Source organism: Vibrio sp. E14, from assembly GCF_020515785.1.
GTDB lineage: Bacteria > Pseudomonadota > Gammaproteobacteria > Enterobacterales > Vibrionaceae > Vibrio > Vibrio diabolicus.
Map to the genome: position 1 here is coordinate 496,065 of NZ_JAHPJI010000001.1, position 18,323 is coordinate 514,387.

16 protein-coding genes and 1 pseudogene are annotated in these 18,323 nt (G+C 40.9%); 14 read left to right on the top strand and 3 right to left on the bottom strand.

Annotated features, from left to right (window positions below):
• Positions 1–6: 6 nt before the first annotated feature.
• Entirely contained in the window at positions 7–1,320 is a 1,314-nt protein-coding gene (locus LIX84_RS02130; RefSeq protein ID WP_226420494.1) for a type VI secretion system ImpA family N-terminal domain-containing protein, read from the bottom strand.
• Between the two features lie 538 nt (positions 1,321–1,858).
• Between LIX84_RS02130 and LIX84_RS02135 the strand changes: the two genes are divergently transcribed.
• From LIX84_RS02135 to LIX84_RS02190, 12 genes and pseudogenes are all read left to right on the top strand, one after another.
• Positions 1,859–2,458 (top strand): hypothetical protein, encoded by a 600-nt coding sequence (locus tag LIX84_RS02135; protein WP_005392629.1) that lies wholly within the window; start codon positions 1,859–1,861, stop codon positions 2,456–2,458.
• 9 nt (positions 2,459–2,467) lie between these two features.
• On the top strand, positions 2,468–3,961 hold the full coding sequence (locus tag LIX84_RS02140) for a type VI secretion system-associated FHA domain protein (protein ID WP_226420495.1): 1,494 nt from the start codon (positions 2,468–2,470) through the stop codon (positions 3,959–3,961).
• Complete coding sequence (gene tssJ, locus LIX84_RS02145; RefSeq protein ID WP_005392625.1) at positions 3,954–4,454, top strand: type VI secretion system lipoprotein TssJ; 501 nt, start codon at positions 3,954–3,956, stop codon at positions 4,452–4,454. Before LIX84_RS02140 ends, tssJ begins: the two co-directional genes overlap by 8 nt.
• Before the next feature lie 11 nt (positions 4,455–4,465).
• Positions 4,466–5,791 (top strand): type VI secretion system baseplate subunit TssK, encoded by a 1,326-nt coding sequence (gene tssK, locus LIX84_RS02150; protein ID WP_006741084.1) that lies wholly within the window; start codon positions 4,466–4,468, stop codon positions 5,789–5,791.
• On the top strand, positions 5,788–6,579 hold the full coding sequence (icmH, locus tag LIX84_RS02155; protein ID WP_006741083.1) for a type IVB secretion system protein IcmH/DotU: 792 nt from the start codon (positions 5,788–5,790) through the stop codon (positions 6,577–6,579). The genes tssK and icmH overlap by 4 nt, the downstream gene beginning before the upstream one ends.
• Positions 6,580–6,727: 148 nt before the next feature.
• Positions 6,728–7,300: pseudogene (locus tag LIX84_RS23550) on the top strand (DUF4150 domain-containing protein); the annotation flags it as partial.
• Between the two features lie 897 nt (positions 7,301–8,197).
• Complete coding sequence (locus LIX84_RS02165) at positions 8,198–10,306, top strand: hypothetical protein (RefSeq protein ID WP_226420497.1); 2,109 nt, start codon at positions 8,198–8,200, stop codon at positions 10,304–10,306.
• Positions 10,303–10,950: a hypothetical protein gene (locus LIX84_RS02170; protein ID WP_226420498.1), complete on the top strand. Its 648-nt coding sequence runs from the start codon at positions 10,303–10,305 to the stop codon at positions 10,948–10,950. Before LIX84_RS02165 ends, LIX84_RS02170 begins: the two co-directional genes overlap by 4 nt.
• Before the next feature lie 249 nt (positions 10,951–11,199).
• Positions 11,200–11,598, top strand: coding sequence for a hypothetical protein (locus LIX84_RS02175; RefSeq protein ID WP_053807870.1), 399 nt, complete (start codon positions 11,200–11,202; stop codon positions 11,596–11,598).
• Between the two features lie 372 nt (positions 11,599–11,970).
• Positions 11,971–12,354, top strand: coding sequence for a hypothetical protein (locus LIX84_RS02180; protein WP_226420499.1), 384 nt, complete (start codon positions 11,971–11,973; stop codon positions 12,352–12,354).
• A gap of 203 nt (positions 12,355–12,557) precedes the next feature.
• A complete protein-coding gene (locus LIX84_RS02185) occupies positions 12,558–12,968 on the top strand; it encodes a hypothetical protein (protein ID WP_006741077.1) in 411 nt (136 codons plus the stop codon).
• Between the two features lie 223 nt (positions 12,969–13,191).
• Positions 13,192–14,295, top strand: coding sequence for an alpha/beta hydrolase (locus LIX84_RS02190; RefSeq protein ID WP_226420500.1), 1,104 nt, complete (start codon positions 13,192–13,194; stop codon positions 14,293–14,295).
• 113 nt (positions 14,296–14,408) lie between these two features.
• On the opposite strand, the gene LIX84_RS02195 is transcribed toward LIX84_RS02190, so the two are convergent.
• Positions 14,409–15,545: a multidrug effflux MFS transporter gene (locus LIX84_RS02195; RefSeq protein WP_226420501.1), complete on the bottom strand. Its 1,137-nt coding sequence runs from the start codon at positions 15,543–15,545 to the stop codon at positions 14,409–14,411.
• 99 nt (positions 15,546–15,644) lie between these two features.
• Here LIX84_RS02195 and LIX84_RS02200 point away from each other — a divergent pair, with 99 nt between their 5' ends.
• Positions 15,645–16,418 carry an AraC family transcriptional regulator gene (locus LIX84_RS02200; RefSeq protein WP_226420831.1) on the top strand — a complete coding sequence of 258 codons (774 nt, stop codon included), beginning with the start codon at positions 15,645–15,647 and terminating at the stop codon, positions 16,416–16,418.
• 93 nt (positions 16,419–16,511) lie between these two features.
• Here the strand turns inward: LIX84_RS02200 and LIX84_RS02205 are convergent, their stop codons facing one another.
• On the bottom strand, positions 16,512–17,420 hold the full coding sequence (locus LIX84_RS02205; protein ID WP_226420502.1) for a LysR family transcriptional regulator: 909 nt from the start codon (positions 17,418–17,420) through the stop codon (positions 16,512–16,514).
• A gap of 135 nt (positions 17,421–17,555) precedes the next feature.
• Here LIX84_RS02205 and LIX84_RS02210 point away from each other — a divergent pair, with 135 nt between their 5' ends.
• A complete protein-coding gene (locus LIX84_RS02210) occupies positions 17,556–18,275 on the top strand; it encodes an SDR family oxidoreductase (RefSeq protein WP_046875926.1) in 720 nt (239 codons plus the stop codon).
• Positions 18,276–18,323: the final 48 nt, after the last annotated feature.

Genomic DNA, 18,323 nt, shown 5'->3' on the forward strand with positions numbered 1-18,323 from the left:
GTATTGTTATTTATTGTCAGTTTTTTCAGCTTGTAGCTGACTCAATTTATATAGGTAGATGTTCAGTAAAAGGGTTGCGCGGTCAATTTCCTTTTGCTGTGAATACTTTTCAGCGTATTCAATACGACCTAGAAGCGGGAATAGTGAGTTACTATATTCGTACGCCGTTTTAGAGTTCTTATCTACATTCTGTCTAGCTACGTTGGCAAACACCGTTCTTGCGTCTGAGAATCGCTTATACACATCCATAAACTGGTCTTCTAAATGGGCGCTCTGTGTCAAAAAGTTTTGACGTAGCTGCTGGGCAGAAGATGAATCTGGATAGATTGCGATTAATTCATTGGTCAAGCTATCGAGCTCGCTGACGTTACTTACTTTGGCCGAGTCTAAAAACCAGTTATTCATCATAATATCTACGCGATTAATAGTTGGTGTTTTCAGTGACTGGGCATATTTTTTATTTTCGTAATCTAACGAGGCGACCAACTTTACAAGTTCATTAAGTGAAGCTTGACTAATTTTTTGCTCCAGCGTTCGATAGCGTTGTTGTTCGTAAACAAAATGTGAACATATCGCCGTAACAATCAAGCCAATGATGAAGTAGATCATAAATCGGCCGGACTTTGTTGGGGTCGTTTTTTCACTGTTGTTGAGGGGGGATGGCGAGTCCGGGGCAGGAGAGGGAGACACATTCACTTTAATTTCAGGTGTTGCCTGTGCGGAAGCAGCAGCGTTAGTATTTGCTTGTTTTTTCTCGCGTAACTCTATGGCATGTTGTTGTTCTTTTATCTGTTCAGCCCATTGATTTAAGATACGACGAATGCGACCAAATGAAGGCGCTTGAATACCGTAATGAAGGCGAAGCTCTTCCTCTATTCTTAAACACAACTGGTGCGCAGCTTCAATCAGTGGAAGTTCTTCCGGCAACGCACGGTGCTTATTAATACGTTTTTCAGTATGCTCCACCATCCATTCAATTGCGCTCATTCGTGCTTTTGACTTTGAATGTTCAGGGTATGCGGTGTTCCAATAGACGACACACACATCAAGCAATGAATTTAACCCTTCAACAAGGCCTCTTAGACCATCGTTATATGTTGATGCGACAGTGAAGTAGCAGCAACAACGTAAGTCTTTTGCGTGAGTGCTCAAGATTTTTTTTGAGAGTGTTTGAACCGTTTTCCAAGAGACTCTTCCGGTGACTTTATTAAGATTATTTATTTGACGTTTTATTTCGTCAAAGTCTTCAGAGCCATTAGGGTTAGAGCCGCTTGGGTTATTTTCATCGATTGGTCTTCGAGCGAAGTCGCTAAAAAACATAAGGCAAATTCCAACTGATCATATAGAAGTATTAAGGTATATAGGACTCCACTGCTGTTATATTAAATTGTAAGCAGTGCATTACCGAAGTGATTCTATAGATAAAAGAAGTTGTTTAGATAATAAAAACACTAAAAAAATAAATTAAATTATCCTTAGTGTGATCTTTGTTCATAATATTAATGTCAATAGTTCGATTTGTTTTTAAGGAGAGCCTTATATATGACGAAGTCGATCTTTTGAGTTAATAAATGTGACTAAATTGTTAACTTTGTCTGTTTTTTGTTCGCCTGTGTTCTTTAAATTAGCCCTCTTAAATTGGTGATAGAGCCTTCTTAATTTTTATTTAATTAAATAGGTTTACAGGCTCATTGCTTTAACTCAGTTCGGTCCATTAGTTTTTGTTTGTAGGTAAAATAACCAACCCTATAGTTGAAATGTATTAAGTTATAGGTGTTTTTTTAGGCTTATTGAAAAAGAGAATATAATTGATATCTTTCGCCTCTAAGTAGAATATCGGTTTTCCTAGAGGGACGAAATGCTAAAACCAAGTCAAATCGGGCTGATTTCAGCCATGTGTCTATTTTCTTCTTTTGCAGTCGCAAAGGGAGAGCGTTATGGACTCTCTGCCAGTATGTTGACTATCGATAGCATTAATTACGAAGAAGGTAACAGTGGTGAACAAGACACTCTAAGGTTTGGCTTGGTTCATTCTCGCCCTATTGATGAAAATAATAACCGTTGGCGCTGGTGGTTAGGGCTTAACTACCTAGCAGAAGATATCGAAGCGCCAGCTAGCGGTCTATATCAAGAAGTAACTAACTATGAACTTCGTGTTGTACCGCAATATGCGCTGGCTTCTTGGAGCGTTTTCACACCGTACGTAGGTGCTGGTTTATCTGCAGGTTACTCACAATATTCAAACCGTTGGCAAGTTGACCCAGAAGGTTACCGCTATAAGAGTGTCGAGGACATCGATCAGTTCGAGCTGGGTGCAGTTATCGCCGTTGGTACGGTCATTAAGCTAGGTAGTAACCCAGATGCTCATATACAAATCATTCCTCAAGCCTCTTATATTCTCCCAGTTATCAATGATGGGATAGGTGGGCTTGAACTGTCTGTTTCTATGCTATTTTGAGGTATATAGATGCACTCAAATCAGCTAGTTCTATTTATTTCTAAATGCCCAGAGGAATACACAGGTGTCAAGCACATTGAAATGCCCGAGAGTGGTGGTTCAATGGGGCGTTCACCAAGTTGTAGTGTGTCTTTAACCGATCACAACCGCTTTATATCAGGCACTCATTGCCTGATCAGTGTGTATGGAGATACCTACTATATTAGTGACGTATCCACTAATGGCACTATGGTTAACGGAAACAAAATACTAAAAAATCAACCTGTTGCGATAGTCGATGGCGATATTATTTCTTTAGGACAATATGAAATTGGCGTTTCTCTGGAGCATGTTACCTCGACACAAGACATTGCCGCTGATATAGCCCCTGAGCGAGTATCCAATGATCCTTTGGTTAGCCTCGGAGACGCAGTTGTCGAAGAAGAAGAAAAAGTAGGCGCTTTAGAAGATTTGTTTATGGAGACTAAACAGGATGACATTGATTGTCATGATCCTGTTGCGCACCTTAACTTTTCAATGCAGCGAGATGATGATTATTTAATTCGTGACGATGAGCATCCAGAGCCTGAACAGCCTAAAACGGTGGAAAGCACACGTCAGGTGGTCGATGACAGTTTCAGCATATACTCCGAGTTCGATCAGCCAAGCCTCATCCCTGAAGATTGGATGGCTACGGAGACCAAGAGTAACGCATCAATAAAGGGTTCGTTAGGGGTAGAGAACGGTACGCCATATAGAGAAGATATTGTCTCAGAAGAGACGGTTCAACCCCAAACGACGATTCTAGATAGGGCAGTTCAAAGACAGCATCATGCACCTAACTCCACCGAGACGATCGTCGAACATACTGCTAAAGGTTCAAAATGGGAAGAGATGACACAGTCATTTACTCCCTCTTCTCAAGCTAATCAGCAACTGCAAATGCCTGCGGTAGAACCTACGATAAACAGTACGACTAAAGAGCAAGCGGGTATCGAAGCAACCGCCTGTTCTCAAGATATAGCACAAGCGTTCTTTGATGGTTTGGGTATTAGAAATCCTGAGCTAATGACGAATGAAGCTCAGTTGTTCAAACAAATGGGCACTTGTTTGCGCTTATGTATTGATAACCTGCAGAAAGAACTACACGAAGTAGAGTCCTTGAAAGAGGAGCAGAGTACGAGTGAGTCTAACTCTAACATTGCGGAGCTGATGCTGACTCTCAATAGCCAACATCTACTGGCTCCAAATGAACTGGTAGAACAAATGCTTGATGAGTTGAATGACCACCAAGTCACTTTTAATAAAGCGCTGAATGAGCTCATTTTAGAACAATCAGAGACGAACGATCCCGTTGCATTTGCTAACAAAGTGGCGAGTCAATCTTTGTTCTCAACGAAGTCAAAACTGTGGGGCGAATATTTAGATTTCTACTCTAACAATCGTCGCCTGCTCAACGAAACATCCTTAAAAGGGCTGATTAAGAAAAACTATAACAAAGTGATTAAGGGAAACCATGCGTAGTATCGCCGTATTACTCGGATTTGCCATGTTGTCCGGTTGTTCCATGTGGGATCAATTTAAAGAGTCCACGGGTATCACACCAGAAACTTCGTCCATTGAATTGGTTATTGAGGCGTCACCTGTACTCAATGTGAGAGATGGGGGGCAGTCATCTCCGGTCATTCTCCGTCTTCACGAATTAAATTCGCCAGTTTTATTCCGAAGCTTAGATTTTTTTGCGCTGTTTGAAAACGATAAAGCGTCGTTGGGTGATGAGTACATCAAACGTTATGAATATCAAATACAGCCAGGTGGAAAAGTTCATGAAATGCTAACGCTAGACCCTGACACTCGTGCCGTCGGTTTTTCTGTGGCCTTTCGTGATATTGATGGTTCGTCATGGCGTAAAGTTGAAGTCATTGAAGAGAAGAGCGAGTACTACATCAAGCTCAAGTTAGAAGGCAGTGAGTTAATTTCTGATAATACTCGCGGCATTGAACAGGTTTACTTTTAAGGGATAGAAACATGTCTTTATACAATCCAGTTGTTTGGCAAGATGGAATGTTCATGAAGCCGCAGCATTTTCAACAACTCGATCGTTCGCAAAGTAAACTGTCGAGTATGTTGAGCAACAACGCGTCTCCTTTACATTGGGGGATTAAGCGTTTGGAAATTAATTCACAACTGCTAGCCCTCGGTAAAATTGGTATTACGCGTGCAGAAGGCATCCTACAGGACCGCACGCCATTTGAACTTCCACTGCTCGCTGAACTACCAGAAGTGAAAGATGTGGATCCTTCGATTGCCGATAAAGTGGTTTATTTGTGCTGTCCGTTACCATCGGAACGTTCTGAGTTATTTGGCACTAAAAAAGACGGTGCACGTTATACGATGGAATCTCAAGAAGCGGTTGATGCTTGTTATGATTCGGAAGACATGGCAAATATCGTCGTCGGTAAGCTTAACTTTTGCTTAATGTACGACCATGAAGATAAAAGTGCTTACACGTCTATTCCGATCCTCAAGATCTCGGAAGTGAAGCCAGATGGCAGCGTGATCTTAGATGATAGTTTCATTCCTACCTGTATTGATATTCACGCATCTACGGTACTTAATAAGTTCGCGACGGAGTTTGCTTCTATGCTCAAGCACCGCGCAGAATCCATAGTTCAGCGATTAGGGGTAGTGGATCAACAAGGCGTATCATCAGTTTCTGACTTTATGCTTTTGCAAGCGCTCAATAGATACGAACCCTTGTTTTGGCATTTTGCAAACACAGAAGCTGTACACCCTGAGTCTTTGTATCGAATTCTTCTTCAGGCAGAGGGCGAGCTTTCGACGCTGTGCTCGACGACACGCCGACCTATTGAGTTTACTAAGTACAATCATGGTGATTTAACTAGTTGTCTTTCTCGCGTTCTAGACAGTGCGAAAATGACATTGAGCGTGATGTCTGAACAAAGAGCAATTCCACTGACCTTAAAAGATCAGAACTATGGCATCAGAACGGCAGCGATCCCTGATAATAAGATCATTGATACGACGACCTTTATTCTTGCAGTTAAAGCCGACGTTACCTTGGATGTCCTGCATACGCAATTTGTCAGCCAAACGAAGATCGGTTCAATCGATAACATTCGCGACTTGATTAACCTTCAACTGCCTGGGATTGAGATCAAACCAATGCCAGTTGTGCCACGCGCGCTGCCGTATCACGCTGGCTATACCTATTTCGAGCTCGATAAAACGGGTGAAGAGTGGATGGCATTGAAGAACACTGCTGCGATTGCGATTCACGTTGCGGGCGATTTCGCTAACTTATCATTGCAACTTTGGGCCGTTCGTCTATGAGTTACGCAGAAACAGACGTCACCGTAGTCTTATTCCAACCAGAGCCTGGCAAACCAATGGAGGTAATGCCAGCGCCTGACTTATCGAGAAACATCGCAGTACAAGATCTATCTATCGACAACATGGGTATTAACCCGCTGGTAGATCAATTCTCATGGTTGATCGCCAGTCTGTCTTGTATGTCTTCGATCCCTTGGCTTGATGACCCGATGCCATTTCGTGAACAAGTGGCACGTGAGATTCGAAAAGGTGAACGAAAACTTAATGAAATGGAGCTCGATCGTGCTTCGGTTCTTGTTATTCGTTACTGCTTGTGTGCGGCGATTGATGAATCTGTTTGTCGGCAAGAATGGGGGGCAAATAGTCACTGGAGCCAGAACAGCTTACTGTCTGAATTCCATAACGAAACATCTGGTGGTGACAAGTTTTTCGTTATTCTCGACCGCTTAAAAGCCGACCCTCGCAAATACCGTCACGTTATAGAGTTTCTCTATTTATTGCTTCAACTTGGTTTCCAAGGCAAGTACGGCCGTGAAGAGCGTGGTAACGAAAAGTTAGCGGAAATTGGCAGCACCATTTATCGATTAGTGCGAGATGACCGCCTAGCAGAACAAGAAAAAGTTTCTTTAATCAACCTTAAAGCTAAATACCTAAAGAAGCCGTTAAAAAGGGTAATTTCACCCAAGCTGATCTTGAGTCTTAGTGCGATTACGTTTGCGCTTATGTATGCGGCAACCTACATCGTCATAGACTTAAAATTCCAGCAACTGCTTGAAGTGTATAGATAACCAGAAATCTAAAAATGAGATCTTCTGCCAGTTTTAAGGTTTGCTGTGAATATCACTGGTCTTTTAGTGAAATTCACTAGTCATTTAGAGAGATTGCAATGTGCGATCTCTTTTATCATTCAATCAATAAAATTCAAATGGATTGGTTATGGGCGTAACAGTTGGTGCGAATGGACTTTCGATAGTTCATAAAGGCTCAGGTGGTGAAGCGAATGCAACGCTCCCAGATGTTTGTTTAACTAAGGTCGGCAAGCCAGTCGTTCCTATCCCTTATGGCAATAATGCTAAATCAGCAGACCTTGCAGGTGGGACTACGACGGTCTCTATGGATGGCGGTAACAGTGTCGCTATCAAGGGCAGTACGTTCTCAAAAAGTACTGGCGATGCGGGCGGTGACAGAAAAGGCGTTGCCTCAGGCACGATAGAAGCCGAAGCAAAATTCATTTCAGCTTCACCAACGGTTAAGTTTGAAGGTAAGGGCGTATGTCGCCTGTCCGATCAAATGACCATGAACAAAGCTAACACTATGTGTTTGGGTGGCGCACAAAACCCATCGGTTTCTGTGACTGAAGAGCAGGAAGGGACGTATACGTTGGATATAGAATGCAAATATCCAAATGGGCTCCCTTACTCTAATGCACAATTTTCTTTAGTCGAACCTTCAGGTGCTGTCATTGGGAGTGGAGTGCTGGATTCTAGCGGAAAAGCATCTGTTAATGGTCTCGCTCTAAAAGAATGCAAGTTAGTGCTCAGCGAAACTCAAGACTCTTATACGCCGAACCAATCTTTAGCTGAAAATATTGTGACGGAAACTTACCCTGATCCGAATGATTTTTGTACGTTTGTCGCAGGTCGCCGCTCGCCATTTTGGGAAGATCGTGTTGGGGTTGCTAATGACTGGGGGATATTGATGTCCCCATCCTTCAGTGATGATGACTTTAAAGATATTGTGTTAGAGCAAAGCCGTATATCGTCTCCTTATGCGATTAGTCAAAATCACTCTAAAGATTTTTCTGATGCTTATGTTTCGGCACTTTATCACATCCAAACTGATACTACTGCGCTAGAGAAATATGAACCTTTAGTTGAACTGCTCTTGGAGCAAGTGCACGAAAATGGCGATATATTGAGAGTCTTATATCAAGCTGATGTGTTTGAGCCTCCCTATGAATTATTAGCGAAGCTTCGCTTTTTAGGGACTGGGAATACTGTGAAGTATTTGCAGTTTGTTTTATGGACGTTGATAAACAATCAAATCTGTTCATACATCGATGAGCTAAACAGTGAAATCATCGGTCGTTTAGATTTCATACAAAGCCAAGCTTCTGCAAGATCGTTGAGTTCTGTTGAAGAGGGTATAAACGGTTATAAAAAAGCACTTAACCACTTCAAACAAGCACTTCCTGACGTCATTAGCCAAATTTTCGAAACCAAAAATGACACCCTAATTTCTATATCGGCAATGGCCCTTGGGAGCACCGTTAACATAGCGAGCCGATCTAGCTTTGCTACTAATTTAGGTAGGGTTAATGCGGTGGTGTACACGAAGTCAAACAACTTGAACCGCCCATCATTTGTCACTTTTGACGATAACTTTTCTGACTAGGACATTTAAATCATGGATGCAGTTTTTCCGATAGCGCAACGAGAAGGTGACGCTTACTACACGCTCAGTGATTTTACGAAATTGTTTGCTCAAGCTAAGAGTGGTCGTTACTTAATAGGACAAGGATATGGTTGGCATAGTGGCGTTCACTTAACATCAAAAATGTTACCGTGGGGGAAAGGGCTCAGACCTATTCAAGCGATGCTTGATGGAAAAATAGTGGCATTTCGCATAAATCCTGATTACCTAACATCAACGTACCAAGAGCAAGAGTTTAAATACAGTAATAACTTTGTGCTTATCGAGCATGAGGCTGCAAACCCCGAAGATAGTGAAGATGTATTTAAATTCTATACACTTTATATGCACCTTGCGCCACCTTCAGATATTGGCGCCAATTCATCAATAAACACGCGTTATCGCTTACAAGAAAGGCGTAATGTACGCATTTTCGAACATAGTGATGTGCCTACTAACTCTAGCGTAAAAGTAAAAAAACGGTCGATGTCTAAAGGGACATTACTTGAATACCTGTATGCTGAAGAGAAGGAAACCCACCCATACCAGATCGGCAAAAATACCTACAAAATGATAAAGTGCCGTGTGGTAGAGAATGGTGAATCGCCAAGTGGTAGCGAAAAAGCACTGTTAAACAAGATTGTTTGGTTTGCTTCGGGTCTCAATAGTGACTTTGACATTTTGGAAGATTCCTCTGCTGTCCTATCAGAATCGGTTTCAGAACCTAAATGGATGTCGGACAACGCGGCAATGATTAGGGACGGTAGTGTGGTTTCTTTACTCTCGATCTTATTTAGAGAGGGAATAAAAGTTTCAGCTGGGGAAGATATCGGCTACATGGGACTGCACGAGTACAGCAACGATGCAATAGGAACTAAGAAAGACGATAATCGCGTGCATATCGAGATGTTTTCTTTTGAGGAGCCGCCCGAATTTTTCAAAAAACAGATTTCTCCCAAAAATGCGGAAGAAAATCCACTGGTCGTTCTCGATGGATCCGATAGTAGTGGTGCCGTTGATATGAGTAATTTGTTTATTCAGCAGTTACTTGAATCTGTGACAGAAGATCAAGTAACGGATTTTTCCTCGTTCACTGCTCGTGATGCCAAAGTATACTTAGATGGTAAGCGTAAACACTTTGAGCGATTTATAGTGAAACATCCTACAGATTGGCATACAGAATCGTCACAAAGTCTTTATGAATCAATCCATCAGACCGCAAAGGAAGCAATAGATATTAAGTGCTCGGCCGGTTTTGTGACTGAAGAAGACTACCGTAACTCCCCATGGCGCGATCAAGTGATGGATAGCTTTGATCTTTTCTCGCAATTCGAACTGGAAAGAGCAGATAAGTTCTCATGGATGCAAGATTTACAAGGTGATTTACAACTAGGTGATGATAAGAGCCTTTGGCATTATTGGCCGTTTACGCCTCATAGTTACGGTTTTAGTATCGATATTGAATATTTTATAACACAGTATAAGCTTAGGTTTCCTAAGTTACGTCAACCATTTATTTTCGGCTCTCGTTCAGAAGGAAACTTGAGGAATTTGTTAAAAGTTATAAACGAATACTATTCTGAATCTAGTAATGAATATAAGTTTGATGTTAGAAAAGTAGCGTATATGTTAGCAACGGCACAACATGAAGCTTATCATTTTTTAAGTGGTGAGTATTTTAGCTTAAAACCAGAAATAGGAAGCAAAGACTACTTTAATAAATATGATCCAGTTTTGGCGGATACAGCTGAGTATCGTGAAAGAGCAAAACTAAATGGTAATTTAAAAGAAGGTGATGGATTCAAGTATCGAGGAAGAGGATATGTACATTTAACATGGAAAAATAATTATCAAAGAGCTAAGGATAAATTTGGCATTGACTTTGTTAACTCTCCCGATTTGGCAATGACGCTTCACAACTCTTTTATGATAATGTTGTGGGGAATGGAAGAAGGAATTTTCACTGGTAAGAGCTTAGATGACTACATTGGTAAGAATACAGATTACATTAATTCTAGAAAGATAATTAATGGTTCAGATCAAGCAGATTTGATAGCTTCTTATGCAAAAGAATTTGAAAGTATATTAGGTGATTCGATATGAAAAAAATATTTCTATTTGTGCTTTCCATAGCTATTTATGGTTGCGCTCATGCAAGCACAGTTTATAAAGAAGACGATGGTGACTTATTGATTTTAGGTAAGCCATACGATGACATTTTGAAAAAGGGCTATTCAAGGAGTGTTAATCTTATTAAGTTTAACGATCAACCTGCATTAGAACTAACCAATGTAAATGGTGTCAACGCTATATTTACTTTTAGTGAGCGTCAAATTGATAAAATAAACTGTATTTATAATAATAGCCGAAACCCAATGAATGGCATATTAAATAGAAATGCAGTTTGTGGTCTTTCCATTGACATAGTTGATGCATTGGATAACTACTCTAATGTTATTAACAAAGTAAGTAATAAAGAAAATAGTTTTATATTTTCTGAAGATAAATTGTCTTTCTTTGATAATGGTACTGGATTGGAAATAGAAAAATATAAATTAAATGATTATTATGCAAATATCATATATTACTCCTTGGATGATTTTATAAACTCTCGCCCTGTTGTTGATTTTTATATAAAAGGACATCGTGGGAAATATAAAAATTATTATTTTGTTTATGATGTTAATTACAAGCTGGACCACATTCTGTATCTTGCAAAGTCATGGAATAAAATTAGTATTAATTAACAACATCACTCGAGATAGAGGTTGGTACCTAGGGTGTTTCTTAAAGATAAGCCTAGTAATTTCATTTTAAAATAATAAAGTTTTTTGACTTTAAATCGCCTAGCCCTTAGGACACAGATACAAAAAGCGCCTTTTGGCGCTTTTTGTAGCTGTAAATTCAAATATATCTAATAATATTCTTAGTTGGACTAGGAGTTACATATTCTTAGAGAAAGCGAGATATTAGAAATTTATGGTAAACAACGTGTTATGACTGACGACGAAAGCATATTTAAAAAACACTACGAGCTATTTAATATGAACTATTATTTGATTTTATCATTAATTTCGAACGTATCAACTGCAAGCAGTTTATCTGTGAAAGATAGAAATTTCCTTTATAGTAGTGATGGAAAATCGTTCTATCTTTATCCAAAGAATAGCTATTATGAATCAGTTACTACTGATGAAGAAATATCGATATCTCCCAATCGTAACTATGCTATTCTTCCTAAAGTTGAAATAGTCTCCTTTTGGAATGAAGATGGACAAGAAGTTAGAAGAGAGATACAACACTGCGATTTGATCGACATGCGCTCAGGGTGTGCGTACTTGAAACCTATTCTGGAGAGCCATGCGCAGCACAATGGAGTGGGGATGATGGAATAACTACTTCTTATGGCTCAATCCAGATACCAGACACATCAAATCAAGAGGAGCCTGCACAGTTGTTATTGGATCTAGATTATACTGTTCTTGAGTTTTCAATAAATAACTACCAGGCCTGCTACCCATTGACCTCTGAAAATGAAAATACATATAGAAATATAACAGAAAAACTGAAAGATAATTATAATAGAACAGATTAATATATAACTTTAGTGAGCTGGATTTTTTATAATATCCCATTATCAAGAATGATTCCTACCCACTTTCTTAGTAGTACATAAATTTTTTAAATGAAATTTTTATTTATTGTATTGTTACCATTTTTTTGTAAATACAGGCTGCGAACAAGACTCTGTTATATTTACATGTGATTTGGAAAATAAAGGTGGTGGCTTGAAAGCTTGTTTTAATCAAGCCGAGAATTCGATGTGCTTCTTTGTTGACGAAAATGGGTTGAAAACAGTTTATGCCTCACGACAAGGGAAGAGTTTAGATAGCTATAAATGGATAGATATTTCTCTTGAAGAACCTGAATTCATTCCTTTGAAATTTGAAGTAAATGAAAACAAGAATGCGTACTTTTCATTGACAAGAGGTGGTGGACGGTTGAGTGTCGTTGCTAACTCCGTTGACATGATTGAAGATGAAAATGCTGTTGAGTACTACTGTGAATTGGGAACTGAAACAGCTCTGGCTCCTAGCGTTAGATTAAAAATAAAACACGTAAAGCCCAATGAGTTTGAAGCTTGGGATTAAATAGCAATAGATTCCAGTGAGAGCCTAAATAAAATTCATTGTAATAAAGAGTTAGCTTTTCTAGAAAATTTACTCGAGACGTTTGGATAAGAAATGTTCAGATAAAAAGCGCCGAAAGGCGCTTTTTATTTTCTTTAAAATAAAGTATGGTCTCCCTCCTTTTAAAATGGTAAGTGTTGAATAATTATACAGTGGTTAGGTAAATGAATAAAATAACTAAACTCGCTTTGGCTTTGTCCGTATTGACATCTGTTGTTGGGTGTCAACTGGTGTCAAATACGCCGATGCAATCGACAGCAACGAAGGAAATAATTGAAAAAGCAAAGGCAGAGTTTGATGGACAACGCTTTTATAAGTTGAATGAATATGATGAAGAAATCAACGTTTCAGATGATGGGGTCATTACCTTCAAGTCTTACTTACCACGCAGCGGCGGCTATGAATGGGTACCAATTGTGATACGCGATACTAGTTTTCGTGTTTCTTGCGATTATTTCAGTGAATATGTTGAAGCTGGAATGGTTGTTCAGGTTCAGTTTGTAGGTAAACGCGGGCGCATTGAAAATTACGACAAGCAACGTTGTGAAGAGTTTGGCGAGCCAACATGGCAATAAGATCTATGGATAATTAAAGCGCCGACAGGCGCTTTTTATTTACGCCTTAATTAACGTTAGAAAAGGTTTAGACCAATCTTCGGAAGATTAGGCAAGCAATGCGTAGTATCTGGTTAACGAAAAAATACGAAAGTTGCAACAATGTACGTGTCAGTAAAGTAGGAGCGATAAAGCATCCGCGTACTGTACTCATCGTGTGTTACGTTAATTAGGAGTGTCTACCATGAAAAGCCAGAACGACAATCAAGCAAGTTACCAAGATGAACCTGATGAAGGTCGTCGCAATATGATGAAAATGACGGGTGCCAGCGTGGTTGCTATGGGAGTTGGATCGCTCTCAACGAGTTCCGTTCAAGCTGAGACGCAAATAAATCTTGGTGACACCTGGGATAAAACATTTACGAAAAGTAACCAAGTTCAACATCGCAAAGTGAGTTTTAAAAACCGTTATGGCATCACGTTGGCAGCGGATCTTTATCGACCTAAAAATAAAAGTGGCAAGCTTGCGGCTATCGTCATTAGTGGTCCATTTGGCGCTGTGAAAGAGCAGTCTTCAGGGTTATATGCTCAAACATTAGCCGATCGAGGCTTCATTACTTTAGCGTTTGATCCGTCGTATACCGGAGAGAGTGGTGGTGAACCAAGAAACGTTGCATCACCTGATATCAATACAGAGGACTTTAGTGCAGCTGTGGACTTTATTGGTCTACAGAAAGACGTTGATCGTCAGAAAATTGGTGTGATAGGCATATGTGGTTGGGGCGGCATGGCGTTAAACGCAGTTGCTGCAGATAAACGCGTCAAAGCAGTCGCAACCAGTACGATGTATGATATGACCCGTGTAATGTCTAAAGGCTATAACGACAGTACGACGTTTGAACAGCGCACGCAAACGTTAGAGCAGCTAAGCCTGCAACGATGGGAAGATGCCGAAAATGGAACGCCTACTTACGGGCCAGTATCGCTTGAGTTAGTTGGAGGTGAGCCCCAATTTGTTGTTGAGTATGCAGCCTATTACAAGTCTCCTGAACGAGGCTTTCATCCACGAGCGATTAACTCAAATGCAGCATGGACACTCACAACGCCGCTGTCGTTTATGAATATGCCAATTCTGACCTACATTGAAGAGATATCTCCACGCCCAGTGTTGTTCATTCATGGCGAAAAGGCGCACTCTCGCTATTTCAGTGAAACGGCGTATGAAGCGGCGGCAGAGCCTAAAGAATTGATGGTCATTCCAAATGCGAATCATACGGATCTCTACGATCAATTGGATGTGATCCCATTTGATAAATTAGAGAGCTTCTTTAAGGTTAATTTAGTTTAGAACGCACTCTAGAAGACAACTGAGGAGCGGTTACTATTGTGCTCCTCAGTTCCTATTGATTGAAAAATTCTCTAGATTCTCGGTGAACCATTACGGAGAGTATTTCATTATTGTCACAAGTCGGTATGAACTTGTTTTGTAGAAAACGCCAATAAAATTGCTAAACAGCTACATGCTAGTAGAACGACACCTAAGTTTTGTGCTGTTCCAGCCATCGCTAATCCCGTCCCGATCATGATGTAGTACATGAGCCCAAATAAAGCGCCTGCGCTACCTACTTGTTGTTTATAATCAACGAGTGCGTCACTGAGTATATTGGGTATCGCAATCCCATAAGACATGACGACTAACACCATTGGAGTAACAAACCAGATTGATTGGTTCAGAATCAACACACCGACTGATCCCAAACTAAGCAATACTGCTGAGAGCCAAAGTAGTTGGCTTTTTCGAACATTTTTAGACACTAGGGATTTATTTAAATAACTTCCAAGCAGAGTGCCTAACCCCAGTACCATGCCACTGTATCCAAATTGTTCGGAGTTATACCCAAGTGCTGAGAAAGTAAATGCGCCAAGTTGGTAATAAGCAAACAGAGCAATGTTATACAAAGCGACTAATAATGCTGAGCGCCAAATTCGCGCGTCTCTTAGCATTTTCAAGCTAAGTTGATGCAACCGCACTGGTGTGTGTTCCTTCTGTGTTTCAGGAAGCTTAATAACGTTATAAGCGAGCAATACTAGCGCGATTAAAAATAAGGCAAAAAACACATAACGATATCCACCAAGCCCTGTAAGCTGTCCGCCTAATAGCATGCCTACTACCGGGCTGATTGATATACCCATCCCCATTAAGCTGAAGACTTTACTCAGTTCTTGACCGTCAAACGCGTCACGAAGCATGGTCTGTGTGACAACGGAACCTACCGCGATACCAAATGCGCTCAGGGCTCGCGCAGCCATGACAACAGCAAAACTCTCGGTTTGAGTTGCGAGTAAAGACGCAAAACCATAGATAAAGAGCCCAATTAACATGGTAGGCCTTCTTCCCAGTTTATCTGCGAGCACTCCCCAAACAACGACGCCAATGGCAAACGCTAGGAAGTAAATCGACAGTGTTTGTGCTGCTTGTGCGTGGTTTACATCAAATGATAGAGCGATTGAGCTCAACGCTGGGCTATAGATGGTTTCTACAATTTGCGGAAACATCAACATAACCAGCATGAGCCATAAAGAGGGCTTAGTATTCATATTGTTACCCATTGTTAATGAAGTTGGCGGGCAGTATAAATGAGGCTATGATTGAGCTAATAACAACATAAAAACCAAATGCATCAATATTCGGACAAAATGGCACTTATTGACGAAGAAACACAATTTGACGCAGACAAAATTTCTAATTGTGTAGTGGGAATTGCTGCGGATATTGGCAAGCACGACTCAGGCATGCATCAGCACAAGAAAGGGCAGTTATTGTACGCACCTCAAGGTTGTATGAGTTTTGCTCTGAAAGACTCGATTTGTATTTTGCCCCCGACAAAGGCGGTTTGGATCCCACCTAATACGCCGCATCGCGCACTGATGACGAATGTGGTTGCGTATCGATCTTTGTATTTTGATTGTGAGGTGTTTGCGTGTCCGAGTAAGATCACGATGATAGAAGTGAATACTTTACTCCAAGCTCTCATTGATAAAATGTCATTCTGGGAGTGGGATAAGCGTAAGAGCGAGATGATAAATACGACAGCACTCTTCTGGGAGGAGTTTTATGCTGCGAAACGTTATTCGTTTCAGTTGCCTTTGCCATCACATCGGCGTTTAGCAACGTTTCGCCAAGAGGTGGTGGAACCTTCATTTCTCGCTCCTTCGCTTACTACTCTTGCAGACAAAGTGGGGGCAAGTACCAAGACGGTAACACGATTATTTAAGTCGGAAACGGGCATGAATTATCAAGATTGGCGTCAACAGTGGAGGCTCTTAAAAGCAGTTGAATTGTTATCAACGGGAATGCAAGTCAGCGCAGTTGCTGATTGGCTGGAGTTTTCGTCAGACAGTGCTTTTATTGCATTTTTCAAAAAGCAAACTGGGCAAACACCGCTAATGTTTATGAAAACTAGACCTTAAAACATCACGATGCTTACGTATTTCTTTAGTACAAATCTGGGCTCTATAGATTCCGTATATATTGGTTCACATAGGGAAATTCTATCGAGCACTTTACTTGTGCTTACTCGGCAGCTGACGAAAATATTGAGTAGCAAAATCAACAAAGGCTCGGATGCGTTTTGGTTGATGTCGGTCGTGATGGTAAAGGAGTGAAAACTCCACACTCGGAATGCTCCAGTCGGTAAACACTTCTTTTAGCTTGCCTGTCTTGAGTTCTTGTTGGCAATAAAGTGCTGGTACACGGATGATACCATTTCCCGCCAACGCTGCTTTTATCATTACTCTGCCACTCTTACATCGTAACTGTCCACGTATCTGGTGTTCCGTTGACTGCTTTGTATTTGTGTTCTCGAATGCCCAGCGTGTCACACTACCTGTCAAACAAATGTGTTTTTCTAAGTCTTTTGGATGCGAAGGATAGCCATGTGTTTCTAAATAACTTGGGCTTGCGTACGTCCCCATTTCCACATCAATCAGTTTGCGAGCGATAAAGTTGGAGTCTTCTAACTTTCCCATTCGAAAAGCGATGTCGAATTCATCCGCGATTAAATCGACACGATGGCTGCTGAAATCTAAGTTAATGCTCACCTGTGGGTGTTGGATTAGAAACTGAGAAACGATATCTGCAACAACGTCTTCTCCTAAATAACCCCCCACGCAGTTGATACGAATTTCGCCTCTTAATTCTTCTACATCATCAACCACTGCCATAACAGCTTGATCAATATTATGAAGGGCAGTTTCACACTGTTTATACAGAACCTTGCCTGCTTCGGTGAGGTTCAGTGCTCGAGTGGTCCTTTGTAGCAAAGTGACACCAATCTGTTGTTCCAGATTTGTTATTTGACGTGAAACGTGTGAGCGAGAAACGCCAAGTTGCTGTGCTGCTTTCGTGAAGTTTCCTAGTTGAGCGATTAGGACGAAAGAGCGGATATCCGCAAGGTTGATGTGTGTTTGCATGATGACTTCTGCGTAATTCAAAAAAGTATTGTTGCAGTATAACAACAGTGTTTCAACTAGGTCGGTATATATCAACAAACAAAGTTTTCTTAAACTTATCGCCACTGAGGTAAACCGTTCTATTAAGGATTCAAAATGAAAAAGTTAATTGTTATTACAGGCGCTAGTTCAGGCATTGGTGAAGCGATTGCACGTCACTTCAGTGAACAGGGCCACGCTCTTCTTTTGTTAGCAAGACGTGTAGAACGTTTAGAAGCATTAAACTTACCAAATACGCTTTGTGAAAAGGTAGATGTGACCGATAAAGCTTCTTTTGAAGCGGCAATTGAGAAAGCTGAAGCGTTGTATGGTCCGGTAGATGCACTTGTAAATAACGCAGGCGTTATGCTTCTAGGCCAGATAGATACTCAGGACGCATCGGAGTGGAAGCGCATGTTTGATGTGAACGTACTTGGCTTGCTAAATGGCATGCAGTCCGTCTTAGCACCGATGAAAGCGCGTAACAGTGGTACGATCATCAATATCAGCTCTATTGCGGGCAAGAAAACATTCCCTGATCATGCCGCTTACTGTGGTACCAAATTTGCGGTTCATGCGATTTCTGAAAACGTACGTGAAGAAGTCGCATCATCGAATGTTCGCGTTACGACTATTGCACCTGGCGCTGTGGAAACGGAATTACTTTCACATACTACGTCTCAAGATATTAAAGATGGCTATGATGCTTGGAAAGAGGATATGGGGGGCGTGTTGGCAGCCGACGATATTGCACGAGCAGTGCTGTTTGCTTATCAGCAACCGCAAGGTGTATGTGTTCGCGAAATTGCTTTGGCACCAACAAAACAGCAACCTTAACATTAATTTACAGCGACTTCTGGATCATTAGGGCTGTGAATATTTGCA